This window comes from Vibrio sp. RE86 (genome assembly GCF_013114545.1).
Lineage (GTDB): Bacteria > Pseudomonadota > Gammaproteobacteria > Enterobacterales > Vibrionaceae > Vibrio.
In genome coordinates, this window is record NZ_VTXI01000016.1 from 1 (window position 1) to 15,912 (window position 15,912).

At 42.8% G+C, this 15,912-nt stretch carries 15 protein-coding genes; 7 read left to right on the plus strand and 8 right to left on the minus strand.

The window, feature by feature from the left end; genetic code table 11:
- A partial coding sequence (locus F0231_RS14730; protein ID WP_171760460.1) for a helix-turn-helix domain-containing protein occupies positions 1-263 on the minus strand: 263 nt, incomplete at its 3' end.
- Between the two features lie 163 nt (positions 264-426).
- Entirely contained in the window at positions 427-1,020 is a 594-nt protein-coding gene (locus F0231_RS14735; protein ID WP_171760461.1) for a TfoX/Sxy family DNA transformation protein, read from the minus strand.
- Positions 1,021-1,209: 189 nt separating this feature from the next.
- On the opposite strand from F0231_RS14735, the gene F0231_RS14740 reads away from it, so the two are divergent.
- The 4 genes from F0231_RS14740 (at position 1,210) to F0231_RS14755 (ending at position 6,060) form a co-directional block, all read left to right on the plus strand.
- Positions 1,210-1,527 (plus strand): Hpt domain-containing protein, encoded by a 318-nt coding sequence (locus F0231_RS14740; RefSeq protein ID WP_171760462.1) that lies wholly within the window; start codon positions 1,210-1,212, stop codon positions 1,525-1,527.
- On the plus strand, positions 1,528-3,843 hold the full coding sequence (locus F0231_RS14745; RefSeq protein ID WP_171760463.1) for an ATP-binding protein: 2,316 nt from the start codon (positions 1,528-1,530) through the stop codon (positions 3,841-3,843).
- Between the two features lie 191 nt (positions 3,844-4,034).
- Complete coding sequence (locus F0231_RS14750; protein WP_171760464.1) at positions 4,035-4,892, plus strand: helix-turn-helix domain-containing protein; 858 nt, start codon at positions 4,035-4,037, stop codon at positions 4,890-4,892.
- Positions 4,885-6,060 (plus strand): EAL domain-containing protein, encoded by a 1,176-nt coding sequence (locus tag F0231_RS14755; protein ID WP_171760465.1) that lies wholly within the window; start codon positions 4,885-4,887, stop codon positions 6,058-6,060. Before F0231_RS14750 ends, F0231_RS14755 begins: the two co-directional genes overlap by 8 nt.
- Positions 6,061-6,104: 44 nt before the next feature.
- On the opposite strand, the gene moeB is transcribed toward F0231_RS14755, so the two are convergent.
- Together moeB and moeA are read right to left on the minus strand one after the other, a co-directional pair.
- Positions 6,105-6,854, minus strand: a complete 750-nt coding sequence (gene moeB, locus F0231_RS14760; protein WP_171760466.1) for a molybdopterin-synthase adenylyltransferase MoeB — start codon at positions 6,852-6,854, stop codon at positions 6,105-6,107.
- Between the two features lie 9 nt (positions 6,855-6,863).
- Entirely contained in the window at positions 6,864-8,099 is a 1,236-nt protein-coding gene (moeA, locus tag F0231_RS14765) for a molybdopterin molybdotransferase MoeA (RefSeq protein WP_171760467.1), read from the minus strand.
- A gap of 160 nt (positions 8,100-8,259) precedes the next feature.
- Between moeA and folE the strand changes: the two genes are divergently transcribed.
- Together folE and dbpA are read left to right on the plus strand one after the other, a co-directional pair.
- Positions 8,260-8,913 (plus strand): GTP cyclohydrolase I FolE, encoded by a 654-nt coding sequence (gene folE, locus F0231_RS14770; protein ID WP_171760468.1) that lies wholly within the window; start codon positions 8,260-8,262, stop codon positions 8,911-8,913.
- A 104-nt stretch (positions 8,914-9,017) separates the two neighbouring features.
- Positions 9,018-10,397 carry an ATP-dependent RNA helicase DbpA gene (dbpA, locus tag F0231_RS14775; protein WP_171760582.1) on the plus strand — a complete coding sequence of 460 codons (1,380 nt, stop codon included), beginning with the start codon at positions 9,018-9,020 and terminating at the stop codon, positions 10,395-10,397.
- A gap of 61 nt (positions 10,398-10,458) precedes the next feature.
- Here the strand turns inward: dbpA and F0231_RS14780 are convergent, their stop codons facing one another.
- The 4 genes from F0231_RS14780 to F0231_RS14795 all read right to left on the minus strand — a co-directional run bounded on the left by F0231_RS14780 (position 10,459) and on the right by F0231_RS14795 (position 15,277).
- On the minus strand, positions 10,459-11,187 hold the full coding sequence (locus tag F0231_RS14780) for a MipA/OmpV family protein (protein ID WP_171760469.1): 729 nt from the start codon (positions 11,185-11,187) through the stop codon (positions 10,459-10,461).
- A 70-nt stretch (positions 11,188-11,257) separates the two neighbouring features.
- Complete coding sequence (locus F0231_RS21245) at positions 11,258-13,378, minus strand: HD-GYP domain-containing protein (RefSeq protein WP_367613479.1); 2,121 nt, start codon at positions 13,376-13,378, stop codon at positions 11,258-11,260.
- Positions 13,375-14,103, minus strand: a complete 729-nt coding sequence (locus F0231_RS14790; RefSeq protein WP_171760470.1) for a hypothetical protein — start codon at positions 14,101-14,103, stop codon at positions 13,375-13,377. Before F0231_RS14790 ends, F0231_RS21245 begins: the two co-directional genes overlap by 4 nt.
- Positions 14,096-15,277 (minus strand): GGDEF domain-containing protein, encoded by a 1,182-nt coding sequence (locus F0231_RS14795; protein ID WP_171760471.1) that lies wholly within the window; start codon positions 15,275-15,277, stop codon positions 14,096-14,098. Before F0231_RS14795 ends, F0231_RS14790 begins: the two co-directional genes overlap by 8 nt.
- A gap of 136 nt (positions 15,278-15,413) precedes the next feature.
- On the opposite strand from F0231_RS14795, the gene F0231_RS21165 reads away from it, so the two are divergent.
- A complete protein-coding gene (locus F0231_RS21165) occupies positions 15,414-15,911 on the plus strand; it encodes a prepilin-type N-terminal cleavage/methylation domain-containing protein (protein ID WP_171760472.1) in 498 nt (165 codons plus the stop codon).
- Position 15,912: the final 1 nt, after the last annotated feature.

Here is a 15,912-nt window from a genome sequence, read left to right on the forward strand (position 1 = left end):
ATTTCTATCTCTTTGAAAATAAATAGCTTTTTACGTAGTGACATGATTACCATGTTTAACGCATTGTCGCACACGATAGAATTTGGCCAACCTGACTTTATGAGGTCTCGTTTAGATATGTGTTGTCCTTGGTGTTTGAGCAACTGTTCGAGCACTTGATACTCAGTTAAGGTTAAATGAATAGTATGTGTAGAGGTGAGATCCTGATTATCTTCGTGTCTGATAACCAGCGTAAGTGGGCCTTTAATTAGATGAATGTGCATGTAGTTTCAACGTTAAATGAAGTTACTATAACGTGAGAATGACTCAATGGGTAATGGCAGTCGAATGCAAAATAGGACCGAAGTGCCTAATCTGTACTGATTTAGGCACTCATTTGGTATTTGGAAGTAGCTGGTGGTTAACTTTAACGAATAAAATCAAAAGCTAGCAAATAAAGTGAAGAGCAGCGTTCCGTAATGTGTCTTTTATTGGTGGAGGAAGAAGTGAACGATGAACGCCTTGAATCGCACCTTCTAGTGTCCAAAAAAGTTCTATTGTTGGTCGATAATGTGTTTGGCGTGAAATAGCTTCGACTGCCTTTAAAGTGCCCATGTTTTTTAGCTGATCAACCGAATCTATTCCTGCTTTATTCAAAAGACGTTCAGTTGTTGATTGTATGTTTGGTAGGTCCCTCAAACGTGCTGGGTTGGTTGCATAGCTGCTTCGATTGGCCTTAATGCTGTCAATAACGACAGACGCTTCGCATAGAAAGAGCGTATCTTTCCAAGGGGGAATATTTAGCTGAAAGAAGTTACTCGGGAGGATGACACCCAAAGAAAGTGCATCAAACTGCTCGTAACCCTTGCGTTGAAAATAGTCATCTTGGTCTTTTGTACTTCGTAAGTAGAATCGACCACCCTTAAATATCAACAACAAAATACCATCTACTGAAAGCGTGTTTACGCCGAACAGGTATTTTACCCTAACGTTTCCGAGTGGTTCCAAATGCGTAAAAGCCCGACGAAATAGTGTATTCATTACCTTTGCTCTGTGGTTTAAAAACAAAGGATTTTGCCAGATTAATATTTTTAAGATGCGGCAGATTTATATAAGGGAAATGTTAAATGCCAATGAGCATCTTTGATTTGCAATTTTTCAATATGCCAATTTGCCTACCCCCTCTGGTTTGTGACAATAATAGAGTCTATTACCAAGCTCGGAGTCAATATGTATTCTATTAATCATGATCTTTTTATGAAGTCTACTGGCGCTGAATATTACTCAGAGAAAGGGCTCTCTTTTCGTGCCATTGCGATTAAAAGTTTGAAAAAAGTGATGGCGGAGGTAGTTGCTGACACACCAACTAACTGTTCACATGCTCATAAAGTAAAGGGGATTGCATTAATGTGTGGTGCTGCTGATGCGGCCCATGTTTGTCAAAAGCTAGAATCTTATGGCGACATTGTCAGTCCAGTCGCGCGTCAAAATACCTTGCAGCATATCATTGAGTCTTTGATTAATCTTTGCTTTGGTCGAGGCAGCTAAATGTCATTTAAAAATAGAATAATCACTGCGAACGCCTTGATCGTTGTTCTTTTTGCTGCCTTTCTCGCATACGCTGCCATGAACATTGTTCAGCGAACATCGATTGGCCAGTTTAACGAGATAAAAGAAAATATCATGGGTCATAACCGTGATTTGCTCTTGACGTTCGTCAAGGCGCAAAGTGTCAGTCTTAACAAAGAGATTGAGCTGATCGTTGAAGATATTGAGCATATGTCGGGTGACTTTGCTCATGACTATGTGCAAGCAGATAAGACCACTCAACTGCGTGATGCTGAACTAGCACACATAAATCGAAACCTTAAAACTTTCATCAATGAAGTGACGTTTATTGATACTAAAACACGTCAAGAAATTCGTATTCATGATGGCCAAGTTGAACAAAGCGACCATAAAGCATCCGTGTCGGACTTTGGTCGTTATAAATCGATGTTCATTGAAAAGAAAACATCAGGAAATGTGGTTACGCACTTTAATGTTTATGTCTTTCCAGAACACTGGCCGAGTGGGATGTTAAAGTTTGATGTGAACTTGGACTACTTTTCAAATTCATTGGCCTTCAAGAGCATGATTGAAAAATTACAATATCGTTATTTTTTAGTCGATGAAGATGGCAACTTAGTTGCTTCCAATCTGAAACAAGATCCACTGACATTGCTTCGATATATGACAGACAGTAGCTCGAATTCGAAAAGTGTTGCTGCGCAAATAACGTCAAACAACTTTGGCAGTATGGTAGTGAACGCGATTCACGGGATTTTTAACATAACGTTCGTACGCAACGAAGTAACTGGGTGGCGCTTAATACTTGTTACTCCAGAATCAGTGGTTAGGTCGAGTTACGCAACGACAAAACAAGCTTTGTTGCTGTCCGATAGTTTGTTGATTGAGAAATTCACACTCGCAACGGGCATGCTATTGCTACTCTTTTTAGCGATCAACGCGATGGTGGTTAAACGTTTGATTGCACCCATTGGTATACTAACCGCGCAAGCAAAGGCGCTAAAGCAAGGCGATTTTGCTAGGGCGACCATAACGCTCAAGGGCAACGGTGAAGAAATTGAACAACTCTCTAAAGCGTATAGCGAGGCGGGAGTTCAAATCAGCACTTTGATCTCAGGGTTAGAAGAGGACGTTACGCTTCGAACGGCTCAATATGAGTTAGCAGCAAAGCAAGCGAGTGATGCCAATGCAGAGAAATCAACGTTACTCTCCAACGTATCACATGAAATACGTACACCACTGAATGCGATCATTGGCTATACCCATATGTTAAGCAAAGAAGTCAATCTCATGCAGTTTAATCATCAACTGAATGGGATCTCGAGTGCAAGCAACACAATACTAGGGATAGTGAATGACCTTTTGGATTTCGAACGCCTGCAAGCGTCGAGCTACACGCTTAACCCAAAAGAAGTAGAGTTCAAAGAGGTGCTTGGCGCCATAGAACACACTTTCTTCCCTTTAGCTCAAGGTAAGGGCTTAACGCTAAACATGGATAACTGTGTCGAGCAAGGGTTTGTGCTCTATGTTGACGAGCTAAGGCTAAAGCAGTGCATCAGTAATGTCGTTTCAAATGCGATTAAGTTCACTGGTGAGGGTAAGGTCACGGTTTGTTGTTACCTGAAGCAAGAGCAACTTCACATCGACGTGATTGATACCGGTGTTGGAATACCGCCCGAGAAGCTTGATAAAGTATTCAATGACTTCGAGCAGGTAAACGATGAAGACCAGCAGTTTGGGTTCGGGTTGGGGCTAGCGATTACCAAAACCATCATTGAACTGATGGGCGGTACGATCAAAGTAAGCAGTGAGGTTGGCTCAGGGAGTACATTCTCACTGCGCCTTCCGCTCTCTAAGGCCAGTTTTAAGCCGTTAGGGGAGGTATCAGTTCCTTTATTAGAACTTAGCTCGCCTGTGTCTCAGTTATACAGCGGTGTAAAAGCACTGGTTGTTGATGACGTCGAGTTCAATCGAGAAATACTGGCTTATCACTTGTCTGAGCTTGGGTTTGATTGCCTGTTTGCTGAAGACGGGCTACAAGCCTTGAAGGTGGTCAGTGAGCAAGAGGTTGATGTTGTTCTAACTGATATATCAATGCCAGTAATGGATGGTATTGGACTGGCCAAAGAGTTAGCCAGTTGTAACCCCTTACTTCCGATTGTTGCAGTAACCGCAAGAGCGACACTGACGGAACAAGCGGATATGAACAGTTATTTTGATAGTTATCTAACGAAACCTATTGCAGAACAGGATTTAAAAGACTGTTTGCAAATGGCGTTTATGAATAAAAAATAACGCTCCACTCTCTTTGCCCTGGCTACGATCTCTTATGTACCAGGGCTTTTTGCGTTTCGGGTTAAATACTTCGAGCAAGACACAAGAAAAATTAGAGCATTTCTTTTTTTTGAAATCTCGATCTGCCCTTAGCTTTTTCACTGATTTAAACAAAAATAAGCTAAATCACGATAAGCGAAAGAAAGAAAAATATGTTTGGGGAAATAATTAAAGAGTTCAGAACAAAAAATGGGTTGTCTCAAACGGAATTCGTTGATGCTGTTCAACGCAGCAACGATGACTTTAATAATTTAGATGTCGTGACGCTAAGCCGTTGGGAAAGGGGGGTGACCAAACCGCATTTGACGCGTCAAAATGAGTTGTTGGATTTAATTGGTGTCGATATTTTTACCGTTTGGGACAAAGAGGGGAATGTGAAATCTTTGCCTTCTTACTATAAAAAGCTAAAACGAAGCGGGTATATCGATGTGTTAGATACGTTAAGCTCAACTGTCCTTATTATTAATGCCACCAATATGTACGAACTGAGACGCCATAAAGAGCTGATTGAGTTGGTGTTTGAATTTGAATCAAATGTGTTGTTTTCTGAAATGCTTCAAAAAGGAATGACTCGCCTGGCAATCATGGAAAATTTAATCGATCAGCATAACGGCGAGTTAAACTTAGTGACGTTTTATGGGCAGTTAATCGGGCATGTGCTTACCGTCAATAAGTCAGCGCTGCAAGAACACTTAACGGCTGAGATAGAGTTGGAAGAAGACATTCACTTAGTTGCGTCATTCAATTGCATCAGCCCAGTCGTAGTTAAGGATACGTTAGGTCGTGAAGCCTACAAATATATTCACAGTCTAAACCCCGAAAGAAAGATGTGTATTCTACAAAATGATAAAAAGATGTTCGATCTGTTGTTCTCATTGGGATTCGAATACAAAACGCTAAGAATAGCTGAAAAATCTAGCAAGTTAATGTCAATTGAATCTAAGAAAATAAAGTCTCAACGTTCATGGATGAACCTTATTGCTCAATATAAAGGTGAAGAAAATGAATAAATCAGTACTCATTGTTGATGATGTTGAATTATCACGTGAAATCCTAAGTAATGCCGTTTCGTCTATTGATATGAAGCTTTCGATTGTCTTCGCTGAAAATGCCTATGAAGCAATGAGCAAAATGAAGAATCAGAGTTTTGATCTCATTATTATGGACATCATGATGCCTGATGGAGACGGTTTCGAATTGTTGAGTATGCTTTCAAAAAATGAATCTCAAGCGAAGATTGTTATTACTTCTGGGTTAGATAAGTCGATAGTTAGTTCGGTAAGCATGTTGGGTAAGTTATATGATTTGAATATCGTCGCATCGCTAGAAAAGCCAATTTGGACAGAGCAGATGTCCCAGTTAGTCGAATCAATCTTACAACAAGAAACCAATGTACCTAAACCAAGCATACCCACAATGGCGCCACTTGACGGCGATGACTTCCCAATTGAACTCGTCTATCAATCGCAAGTTATTTCGGATATTGATGTAGTGTGTGGATTTGAAGTTTTGTCACGTTGGTCTGATGAAAATGGTTCACTTTTACCACCAAGCTATTTTCTGCCGATGGTCGAGAACTTAGGAAAACAGAAGCGATTTACAGAAATTGTGATCAGCAAATTTGTCCAAGACTACAAAAATTACTTTGGACAATTAGATCAATCTGTTCGCTTTTCTCTGAACATTGACCCGAATTTGCTAGTGGATCAATCCATTGTTGATCAACTTGTGGCTATTTATGAACAAGGCGTTGAGCACACAATCGTGATCGAAATAACGGAACAAGGGTTAGTCTCTTCGATTGAACGTGAATTGCTAGCGAGTTGTTTAAAATTACGTTTGCAAGGGTTTGAGCTGTCGATTGACGATTTTGGAATTGAGTCCTCCAACATCGAACGTGTCATGAAGCTACCTGTTAATGAAATTAAAATTGATAAGTCAATAACGTGGAGCTTTGAACACAACACAGATTACAAGCAAGTGATTGAGGAAGCGAATAAGCTCGCTTCTGTTAAAAATGCTAGAGTTTTGTTTGAAGGTGTCGAAAATGACGAAATGTGTAAAGCGTTGGAGAAAATTGGTGGGCATCATCAACAAGGTTTTTTCCATTCAGTTCCGGTTAGGCCTGAAAGCATAAAAGGTGTAGTTTATCAAAGAACTATGGATAAACTAGCCTAAATGGTAAAGCCAGCGTAAATGCTGGCTTTGTCTTATAATGCGATCTAACCGCAAACTGGACAGTTAGGCATCTTCATAAGGTTCATTTCGCGCCAAGACATGCTCATGGCATCCAGCATTAAGATTTTGCCTTGCTTCGGCGTGCCGTAATTAGCGATCACTTTAATGGCTTCCATTGCTTGAACGGCACCAATAATTCCGACGACTGGCGCCATTACTCCCGCTTCAACACAGCTTAACGCCGCATTACCGAAGAGAGCACTTAGACATTGGTAACAAGGTTGTGTCTCATCTTGATAGGTGAACACGCTGACTTGGCCTTCCATTCGGATTGCTGCGCCAGACACCAATGGCGTTTTTAGTTCAAAGCACAGTTTGTTGAGCTGGTTGCGAGTCTCGACATTGTCAGACGCATCCAATACTAGTGTATGTCGCTCAATCAGAGATCGTAGCTCAATGTCGCTTAAGCGTTTATCAATAGTCTCTACAACAAGGTGAGGGTTTAGCTGCTGTAATGAACTTGCTGCCGATTCAACCTTTTTTACGCCGATGTCTGAGTCATGGTGTAGCACTTGACGTTGCAAGTTAGAAAGCTCGACAACATCGTCGTCAATTAAGGTTAGCTTTCCCACACCTGCTGTTGCTAGATACTGACTTGAAGCACAACCCAAGCCGCCAGCGCCCAAAATCAGGATTGAACTCTGTTTGAGCGCCTCTTGCCCTTCAAAGTCAAACTGTTTAAGGATGATCTGGCGGTTGTAACGCAGCATCTCTTGGTCAGATAAAATCTCCAAAGAATGCCCCTAGTATAATGTTGAATTAAACAGTTGAATGTTGACCGTTTCACCAGCCTCAACACGACCGCGTTCGCGTTCTAGTACCACGAAGCAATTAGCAAGGCTCATCGAACGGAATGCTCCAGAGCTTTGATTTCCCGTCGTTTCAACAACGAACTGACCATTTTCAATAGAGTAGATGCCACGTTGGTAGTCTGTACGACCAGGGGCTTTTTTAAACGCGCTACGTGTAATTGCTGGGATAGATTCTGGCGCTTTCCACTCACTGTGACCTGCTAGTTTTGCAAGCAGTGGTTGAACAAGAACATACATGGTTAATACGGCTGATACAGGGTTACCCGGAAGACCGCAGAACCAAGCCGTAGACAGCTTACCAAAGGCAAAAGGTTTGCCCGGTTTAATCGCCAGCTTCCAGAAACCAATTTCACCTAACTCTTCAAGAATATCTTTAGTGTAATCGGCTTCGCCTACGCTGACGCCGCCAGAAGTGACAACAACATCAGCCAGTGTTTGAGCTTGTTCAAAAGTCGCTTTAAGCGTTTCAGGGCAGTCAGGAATAATACCTAAGTCAATCGCTTCGCAGCCGAAGTTTTCAATCAGTGGTTTAATACCGTAACGGTTACTGTCATAGATTTGACCGTCTTGTAGTGTTTCACCAAGCGGCTTTAACTCATCACCTGTCGAGAAGAACGCAACGCGAGGTTTACGAACGACCGTGACATGACTAATACCTAGCGTCGCAATCATCGGAATATCGCGAGCGGTTAGACGTGCACCTTTAGCCAAAACGGTCGCGCCTTGAGTGATGTCATCACCCATCGGGCGAATATTGTTTTGCGGCTTAACATCGGTTTGATTGAATTGAATGCCGGCATCGGTCATTTGAGTGTTTTCTTGCATGATGACCGCATCACAGCCTTCTGGGATTTTTGCGCCAGTCATAATTCGTACGCAGTGACCTTGAGGCCATTCACCTTCGAAAGGTTGGCCAGCAAACGACTTACCTGCCAGCGGCATCACGTTGTTTTGCGCTAAATCGGCTAATCGGATCGCGTAACCATCCATTGCTGAGTTATCGAATGGCGGTACAAAAATAGGGGAGAGGATGTCTTCGGCCAAAACATAGCCGATGGCATCAGCAAGAGGAAGTTTTAACGTCGTTTGGATAGGTTTAATAGGCGATAGCATTTTTTCCATCGCGTCTTCGATTGGCATCAAGCCCGGAGCATCACAGCAGCCCATATCAAAAAATCCTAATCTTTTATTATTGTCAGATAATCGAATCACTTTAGCACAGAAAGCCTTGTGCAATAATGACCTTCGATAAAATATGGGTGTAATTATTCAAAAATCCGAGTATCCTTGTCTGCCATCCGAAAGGGGTAAAGTAAGAGGTAGTGGAATGTCAGGTCTTAGCGAATCCGCAAAGTTGGTAAAAGATGCGCTAGAAAGCCGTGGATTAGAGACACCAATGGTGCCTAATCAGTACAGTCGAGAAGAGAAAAAGGAAAAAATTCAGCATCATATGCATGAAATTCTCTCTCTATTAGAACTTGACCTTACCGATGATAGTTTAGAAGAAACACCACGTCGTATCGCTAAAATGTACGTCGATGAAATCTTCTCTGGTCTAGACTACGCAAGCTTCCCTAAAATCACGGTTATTGAGAACAAAATGAACGTGAGCGAGATGGTTCGCGTTAAAGACATTACTGTGACAAGCACCTGTGAGCACCACTTGGTGACCATCGATGGTCGCGCTGCTGTTGCTTATATTCCACGCGGTAAAATTATTGGTCTATCAAAGATCAATCGTATTGTTCGATTCTTTGCTCAGCGCCCTCAAGTGCAAGAGCGCATGACACAACAAATTCTGGTGGCATTGCAAACATTGCTAGAGTCTGACGATGTTGCGGTCACTATTGATGCTACGCACTACTGCGTAAAATCTCGTGGAGTCATGGATGCCACGAGCGAGACCACCACAACGGCATTGGGTGGTATCTTTAAGTCAAACCCTGCGACAAGACATGAGTTCCTTCACGGAATTCGATAAGGCTAGGCTGACGAATTAACCCATTTCAAACCGCTTCATTATCGAGGCGGTTTTTGTTTTTAAATTAAGTCGATGTATCGGCTTATTCATCCTTAAAGGATACTATTGTGACAACATCATTCAAAACACTTGGCCTGCGCCCTGAGCTACTAGAAACACTCGATAGCCTAGGCTATAACGAAATGACGCCAATCCAGCAGCAAGCACTGCCTATGGTATTAGAAGGCAAAGACGTAATTGGCCAAGGTAAGACGGGTTCGGGTAAAACCGCGACATTCTCATTAGGCCTGTTGAGCAATTTGAACGTAAAACGTTTCCGTGTTCAAACCTTGGTGCTATGTCCCACACGTGAGCTTGCGGACCAAGTCGCTAAAGAGATCCGCACACTGGCTCGCGGTATTCACAACATTAAAGTGCTAACGCTGTGTGGCGGTATGCCTATGGGCCCGCAAATTGGCTCGCTTGAGCATGGTGCTCATATTCTTGTTGGTACACCAGGCCGTATTCTTGACCACATGTCAAAAGGGCGTATTAGCCTTGATGAACTGAATACTTTGGTTCTTGATGAAGCAGACAGAATGTTAGACATGGGTTTTGAAGATGCGATCGATACCATCATTGAAGCTGCGCCAAGTAAACGTCAAACTTTACTGTTCAGTGCAACCTTCCCGGACAATATCCATTCATTGGCAGCCAAAGTGATGGTTGACCCAGAGATGGTTAAAGTTGAGTCAACGCACCAAAAGAGCACCATCGAACAACGTTTCTTCAAGCTTAATACCACCGAAGAGCGCGATGACGCACTAGAAGCACTGCTGCTTACTCATAAGCCTGAATCTTCAGTTGTGTTCTGTAACACCAAGAAAGAGGTGCAAAACGTAACAGATGAGCTGAGCCACCGTGGCTTTAGTGTCGTTGAACTGCACGGCGACATGGAGCAGCGTGAACGCGAACAGGCGCTGACAATGTTTGCTAACAAGAGTATCTCTATCCTTGTGGCGACAGACGTTGCAGCCCGTGGTCTCGATGTTGATAACCTCGATGCGGTATTCAACTTTGAGTTATCGCGTGACCCTGAAGTGCATGTTCACCGTATTGGTCGTACTGGCCGTGCAGGTTCGAAAGGTGTTGCATTTAGTTTCTACAGTGAGAAAGAAGAGTACCGTGTGGCACGTATTGACGAGTACATGGACATCGCTATTTCACCTTCAGAGTTGCCTGAGAAGCCGGTTGAACGCGCTTTCTATCCTAAGATGCAAACCATCCAGATTCTAGGTGGTAAAAAGCAAAAGGTACGCGCGGGTGACATTCTCGGCGCACTGACGAAACAAGCAGGGTTAGACGGCAAGAAGATTGGTAAGATCAACATTCTTGCGATGGTCTCTTACGTTGCTCTTGAACATGACATCGTTAAGCCAGCATTGAAGCAGCTTCAAACAGGCAAAATGAAAGGGCGTAACTTCAAAGCGCGAGTGATGAAGTAACCTTAGCCGAACACATTTAATGACAAACCCCAGTCGAGTAATCTCCTGGGGTTTATTTTTGTCAGTCCGTAAATTTGTAAACGATACCTAAACTGATGTTCCAACCGAGGTCGCGTTGAATAATCGGACTATTTGAATCATGGTGTTGGACTTCCAATTTAGCAAGCCCTAACCAATCTTGAGTGATGTCATAAATGCTGATGAGTCCAGCTTGATAAACCCAAGTTTCATCGGCCTCAAATGAATCAAAGTGAGATTGGGTGGCCTCTTGAGCTGAGATGGAATAGAGGTGGCGTGAAAGCTTGCTATCTCGATAATCAATCTCAATATAAGGCGTGAAAGTAAGCTGCTCGAAAGGCAGGTCGAGTGTATGACCTAAATGGAGTTGTACTTCATATCCATCATGCTGGTCAGTGACATCATGAAGAAAAGTGACTCGCGCACCCACTGTACCAATAGTCAGTCCCAATTCTCCGTTACCATCTCTGTCGTTGATTCCATCGGGCAAGTCGTCAAAATCGTTCGATACTTCTGAAAAACGCCAATTACCTGAAAAACCCACATAAGGAAGGATAGAGATGTTCACTAAACTACCATCTACGAATCCATACTTTCCGTTATAAAAGAGATTCGGTTCTAAAGAGGCTTGCGCCTTATTTCCATCAGTAAATACGCTTTGTCCATACGTTGCGCTCGCGCCAACGAAACCGAAATCGTAATACTTGTCTTCTGCAAACGCTGTCGTCGACCACGGCAGAATCAATGCGATTGCATACAGATACTTATTCATTGTGATTCTCCTTATCCTACGATTAGAAGAACCAAGCAGCGGTATAAATCTTTCAAATCATTTCGACTGATCAATTAGCCTCGGACGGCTCGTCTGAAAACTTGAGCATTACAAGCTTAAACTCAGTAAGAGAATCGACAAAAGTTCGGATCAGGTCGGGGTCAAAATGTATTTCGGACTGGCCGACTATGTGTGATACAGCTTGATCAAATGGCCAAGCTTTTTTGTAAGGGCGTTCGCTGGTCAAAGCATCGAAAACATCTGCGATGGCAACAATTCTAGCCGAATAAGGAATATCGGTACTCTTTAAGCCGAAAGGATAGCCTGAGCCATCCCATTTTTCATGGTGAAAGAGGGCAATTTCTTTTGCAACACTGAGTAACTCTGAGCCTTCAGTATTACCAAGAATTTCTGCGCCGAAACAAGGGTGTTGTTGCATCACTTTCCATTCATCTGCATCAAGCTTGCCTGGCTTTTTGAGGATCGCATCTGGGACACCTATTTTGCCAATATCATGCATAGGTGCAGCCGTTCCAATCAACTCAACCCAGCTATCTGGCTGCCCAGAGTTGCGGGCTAAAATTTCGGTATAACGACTCATTCTGACGATGTGAAGGGCCGTTTCATTGTCTTTAAACTCTGCGGCATGACCAAGTTTAGAAATGATCTCCTTTCTTGACGCTTTTAATGAAGCGTTAGATAGGTTGCCAGCGTAAAGCGTAAATAGCAGTGAAGGAACTGTAAATATAAGCATCGCAATTACGATGCTGAGTAAGCCATTTCTAAAGCGATAGTAGTCTTCGAGTAACTCAGCTTTACCCACTTTAGCCACCAGCACTGCATTAACCGACGGTTCAGAAAATAACACGGCATAAACCTTGTTGCCTTGAGCGTCATATAACTCTCGTAGCTCTGTTGAGGAGTGTGTACCAGAATCACGAATGTGAGTTGATAAGGTATTTAGGTTTTGGCTATCTGACTTTGAATGATTAGGTAAATGTTGGCTCTTACTTATTCGAAGACCCTCGCTTGTAAAGGCGCTGATTTCACCTGTTAAACCGAAATAAAAACGTGAAAGGTCATCTAACTCAGAATTGTCGAGTTCCATCTCTATCAACGCGATGGCGACGATCTGATCTAAAGCATTGTCATGGATCGGCGTCGCAAAAATCAATTTGGCCGCATGTTTCGACACTATCGGAATCAGTTGTGATTGACCACTTAACGTAATCTTTAAGAACTCTGGGTTGGCTGTCAATAAGCGTTCAATATCGATTGGCTGTCCATGTTGATAAAGGAACTGGCCATTAGGTGAAATGATCGTTTTTGACGGACTGTAGCCAAGTTCACGATAACGAAACCACAAGTTAGTCATCTTGTCGCTGTAGTTTTCTATTTGCTCATCATTAGCGTTTTCGATGGCGGAGAGCAATTTAAACAGACAACGTTGGAACTCGTTCTTTGCAAAGATGTGTGCAAATGTAGCACTACGAATCTCACTCACATTTCGCAAAGTTGAACTATAAGATGTGACGTACTGTAGCAAGGTGTCACGACCGGAATCTAAGATGGACTGTTTATTGTATGCCAGCAACATATACGTTGCGCTGACAGTTAATGTTACAAAGATAACAAGTCCACATATGACGAGCTGGGCAAAACGTTTGGTACCAAAAGCTAAATTGCCAAGACGACTGTGTGACGTTGTTACCATTCGATAGATACCAATCAGTAAACCAACGAAGATGACCAACATAACGCTAATAGCTAAGTAATTAAGTGAATCACGGGAGTCATTTTGATTCACGTCTGGCGAGGTATAAACAGAGAGGGTTCCAATAGATTTATCGTCATAATAAATGGATGCAGATAAATGAGCAGTTTGAGGTGCATCTATACGTTCTACACTCACGACTTGATTATGTTTGTTGCGACCCAGTAAGGCCAAAGGTCGTTTCAATGCGGAGTCTTCGACTGTGATGAATCGTATTTCAGGGTGAACCTCCATCTTGGCAGTCAGGATCTGGTGTATTTGCTTAGTGTCTAGGTTATAGACAGAGGTACTCACCAACATAGAAATCTCTTTGGTGAGCTCATTAGTATGGTTAGCGTCTTCTTCTGCATGGATTGAACCGCTAAAGAACAATGTTAAAACTAACCAAGAAAAGAGGCGAAGCTTGAATGGCATCATTCGCTCCCAGTATAAAAGTAAATGAGTTCGTCGAGTCGCCCCGATGCGTGCAGTTTTTCGATCGCTCGATTGAGCGAAGGCAAGGTATGTTGTTGACTCTTTATAAGACGAATTCTAAGAAGATAACGAACAACGGGGCTTGTATGTGCTAAGACTCGTCCTCGGTAGTCACTCTTTAACACGTACAATGGAATCTGAGCCCAAAAGCATCGCTTGAGTTTCAAAAGCTCTAGAATTTGCGGCTCACTATATAACTCGACAGTGGGGTGCTTCTGAGGATCTGCTGGTGGGTTGAAGCCGATCACACTGCAAGAGTCAGTGGCCATAATTTCTTCGACGGAGGCGTCTCTAGAGAAAACATCAGGGTTAAAGACGATGACTTCTTCTGATTTAAACAGCACATCTGTATAGACGCTGCTATCAATTTCCATAGGGTGCTGGCGCCAATCTACGTCAATGCCCGGTTCAACATCGAGCAAACCGACTTTCATATATTCTCTTAGTCGCTTTTGAGGCAAGCGTTGGTAGTGAAACTCAATGCCGCTTTCCACACTGATAAAATCGAGAATATCGATATATAAGCCGGTGAGTTTACCGTCGGTGAGGTTTGCATAGAAATAGGGGTAACGATCGTGGTCGATTAAGCCTACTTCTAACGTTTGTGCGTTAACGGTAGAAGCATAGGCCGTCATCAAGATAGTTAGGCAAGTGAGTATCTTATTCATAGAACGTAAAGGGTGCCTTAAAACAAATTTGGCAATCTTTTTGGCAGGCTATTGCGCGATTTCTTCCTGTAGCTTTCGCTCGGTACATGGCTTTGTCGGCTCGTTCATATAAAGAATGGAAGTCATCATTTTCTTCCAAGTTGGCAACGCCAATGCTCACCGTAACTGAATGAGAGATTTGAGAGTTGGGGTGAGGAATCGCTTTAACTTCAAGTGCATTTAGAATGCGATTGGCAATGGTCATTCCGTTGATGCTAGAAGTTGCTGGCATGATGAGGGCAAATTCTTCGCCTCCAATGCGAGCAACGGTATCTGATGCACGTTGGCAATGCTGTTTAAGAATCTGCGACACTTTTTCCAAACATATGTCGCCTTTAGGGTGCCCTAAGGCATCGTTGTACTGTTTGAAGAAATCGATATCAATAATTGCGATGGATAGTTCTGTCGATGTGCGATTAGCGATTTCGATCGCGCGCACTAAGTCATGATTAAAGCCTCGGCGATTCTTAGTTTTGGTTAGAGCGTCGTGGCTTGAATCGATCTTTAAGCGGTGGATTGTTTTTAGTTTGTCGATGAAAATCAGTTCAGAGGTTCGAAAGTAACGTCTTACAGTTGCCTGAAATATGATTAATAGCAGAGGGAATTTCGCAAAACTGACGACAATATCTATGTTGCGAATGTTCGGCTCAAAACTGGTCAAAACTACGTAAAAACAAACTGTTGGCAGAATGCCAATAAAAAGCACTGCGCGACTAGCATGCCAACTCATTAATAGAACGAGGAAAGCAATGAGTAGCAGCTTCTGGGCGTGATCAGGAGCCTGATACGCGTCATAGATGACAAACGCGGTGTGGTTAAAGCTCAACGTAATGAGAATAGCAGGTAATAACCAATAACTTTTTGTCGATGGTGATGTGTAACTGTAACCAAAAGCATATACCGAGGTTACTATGAGTGAGAGTCCTATCGCCCAATGTTGCACCCTATTGGGTTCGGCTGAACCCTCTAGTAAATAATAAGAGATGGTCACGTAGAAAAGCGTCGCAGCGCCCAGAGCCCATGCGAATCCATGCATTAACAACTCGATTTTGATTTGATCAGATATAGCATCAGCACTGATATCTTGATGGTCATAATTGGTCATGGATTTCTTACTCTGATGGATTAATTTCATAAAGCCACTTAAAGGGCATTGCACTTTAAGTGGCTGGGAGTGTAATCTATCAATAATGAAAACACCAAGTACTTTATAAATTAATTATTCTCATGGATGGTTTTGAGCAGAATGGAGCGCTGATTGAGGAGTTACTGTGAATCAAAAAGGCTTTACTCTTATCGAACTAACGCTTGTGGTGGTTGTATTGGCGATCCTTGCGATTACGGCCGTGCCACGTTTTTTGAACCTATCCAACGATGCTAGAAATGCCTCTTTACGTGGATTAGAAGCATCGGTCGTGTCTGCGCTAGACATCAGCCATACCAAACTGGCTATTGAAAACCTAGAGTCTGAACCGTCAGTGTGGTCTTTCTCTCACCCTGAAATTCAGCAATGGTGTGACCTATGTTTGTTTAGCTATGGTTACCCTGCAAATATGCCAACGACGTTTAGATACCTAATGGACGGGGTGGGAATAGGGGATGATTTTGTCATTGCGGGCAACCGAAATGGTGTTGCCCATCACTTATTTTTCACATTCTCAGACTACGTCGATGAAGCGAATTTTATCACTCGTGACAATTGTTACATTGAATATACACCGCCAACAGTCAACGAAGAGTTCGTGCTTGAATTTGAACCTTGTACGTGAC

What these genes read in the sequence shown, in the direction of transcription:
- F0231_RS14755 (WP_171760465.1), top strand. Translation starts at nt 4,885, where the DNA reads ATGAATAAATCAGTACTCATTGTTGATGATGTTGAATTATCACGTGAA.
- F0231_RS14740 (WP_171760462.1), top strand. Translation starts at nt 1,210, where the DNA reads ATGTATTCTATTAATCATGATCTTTTTATGAAGTCTACTGGCGCTGAA.
- folE (WP_171760468.1), top strand. Translation starts at nt 8,260, where the DNA reads ATGTCAGGTCTTAGCGAATCCGCAAAGTTGGTAAAAGATGCGCTAGAA.
- F0231_RS14790 (WP_171760470.1), bottom strand. Translation starts at nt 14,103, where the DNA reads ATGAATAAGATACTCACTTGCCTAACTATCTTGATGACGGCCTATGCT.
- F0231_RS14795 (WP_171760471.1), bottom strand. Translation starts at nt 15,277, where the DNA reads ATGAAATTAATCCATCAGAGTAAGAAATCCATGACCAATTATGACCAT.
- F0231_RS14735 (WP_171760461.1), bottom strand. Translation starts at nt 1,020, where the DNA reads ATGAATACACTATTTCGTCGGGCTTTTACGCATTTGGAACCACTCGGA.
- F0231_RS14745 (WP_171760463.1), top strand. Translation starts at nt 1,528, where the DNA reads ATGTCATTTAAAAATAGAATAATCACTGCGAACGCCTTGATCGTTGTT.
- F0231_RS21245 (WP_367613479.1), bottom strand. Translation starts at nt 13,378, where the DNA reads ATGATGCCATTCAAGCTTCGCCTCTTTTCTTGGTTAGTTTTAACATTG.
- F0231_RS14780 (WP_171760469.1), bottom strand. Translation starts at nt 11,187, where the DNA reads ATGAATAAGTATCTGTATGCAATCGCATTGATTCTGCCGTGGTCGACG.
- F0231_RS14750 (WP_171760464.1), top strand. Translation starts at nt 4,035, where the DNA reads ATGTTTGGGGAAATAATTAAAGAGTTCAGAACAAAAAATGGGTTGTCT.
- moeA (WP_171760467.1), bottom strand. Translation starts at nt 8,099, where the DNA reads ATGGGCTGCTGTGATGCTCCGGGCTTGATGCCAATCGAAGACGCGATG.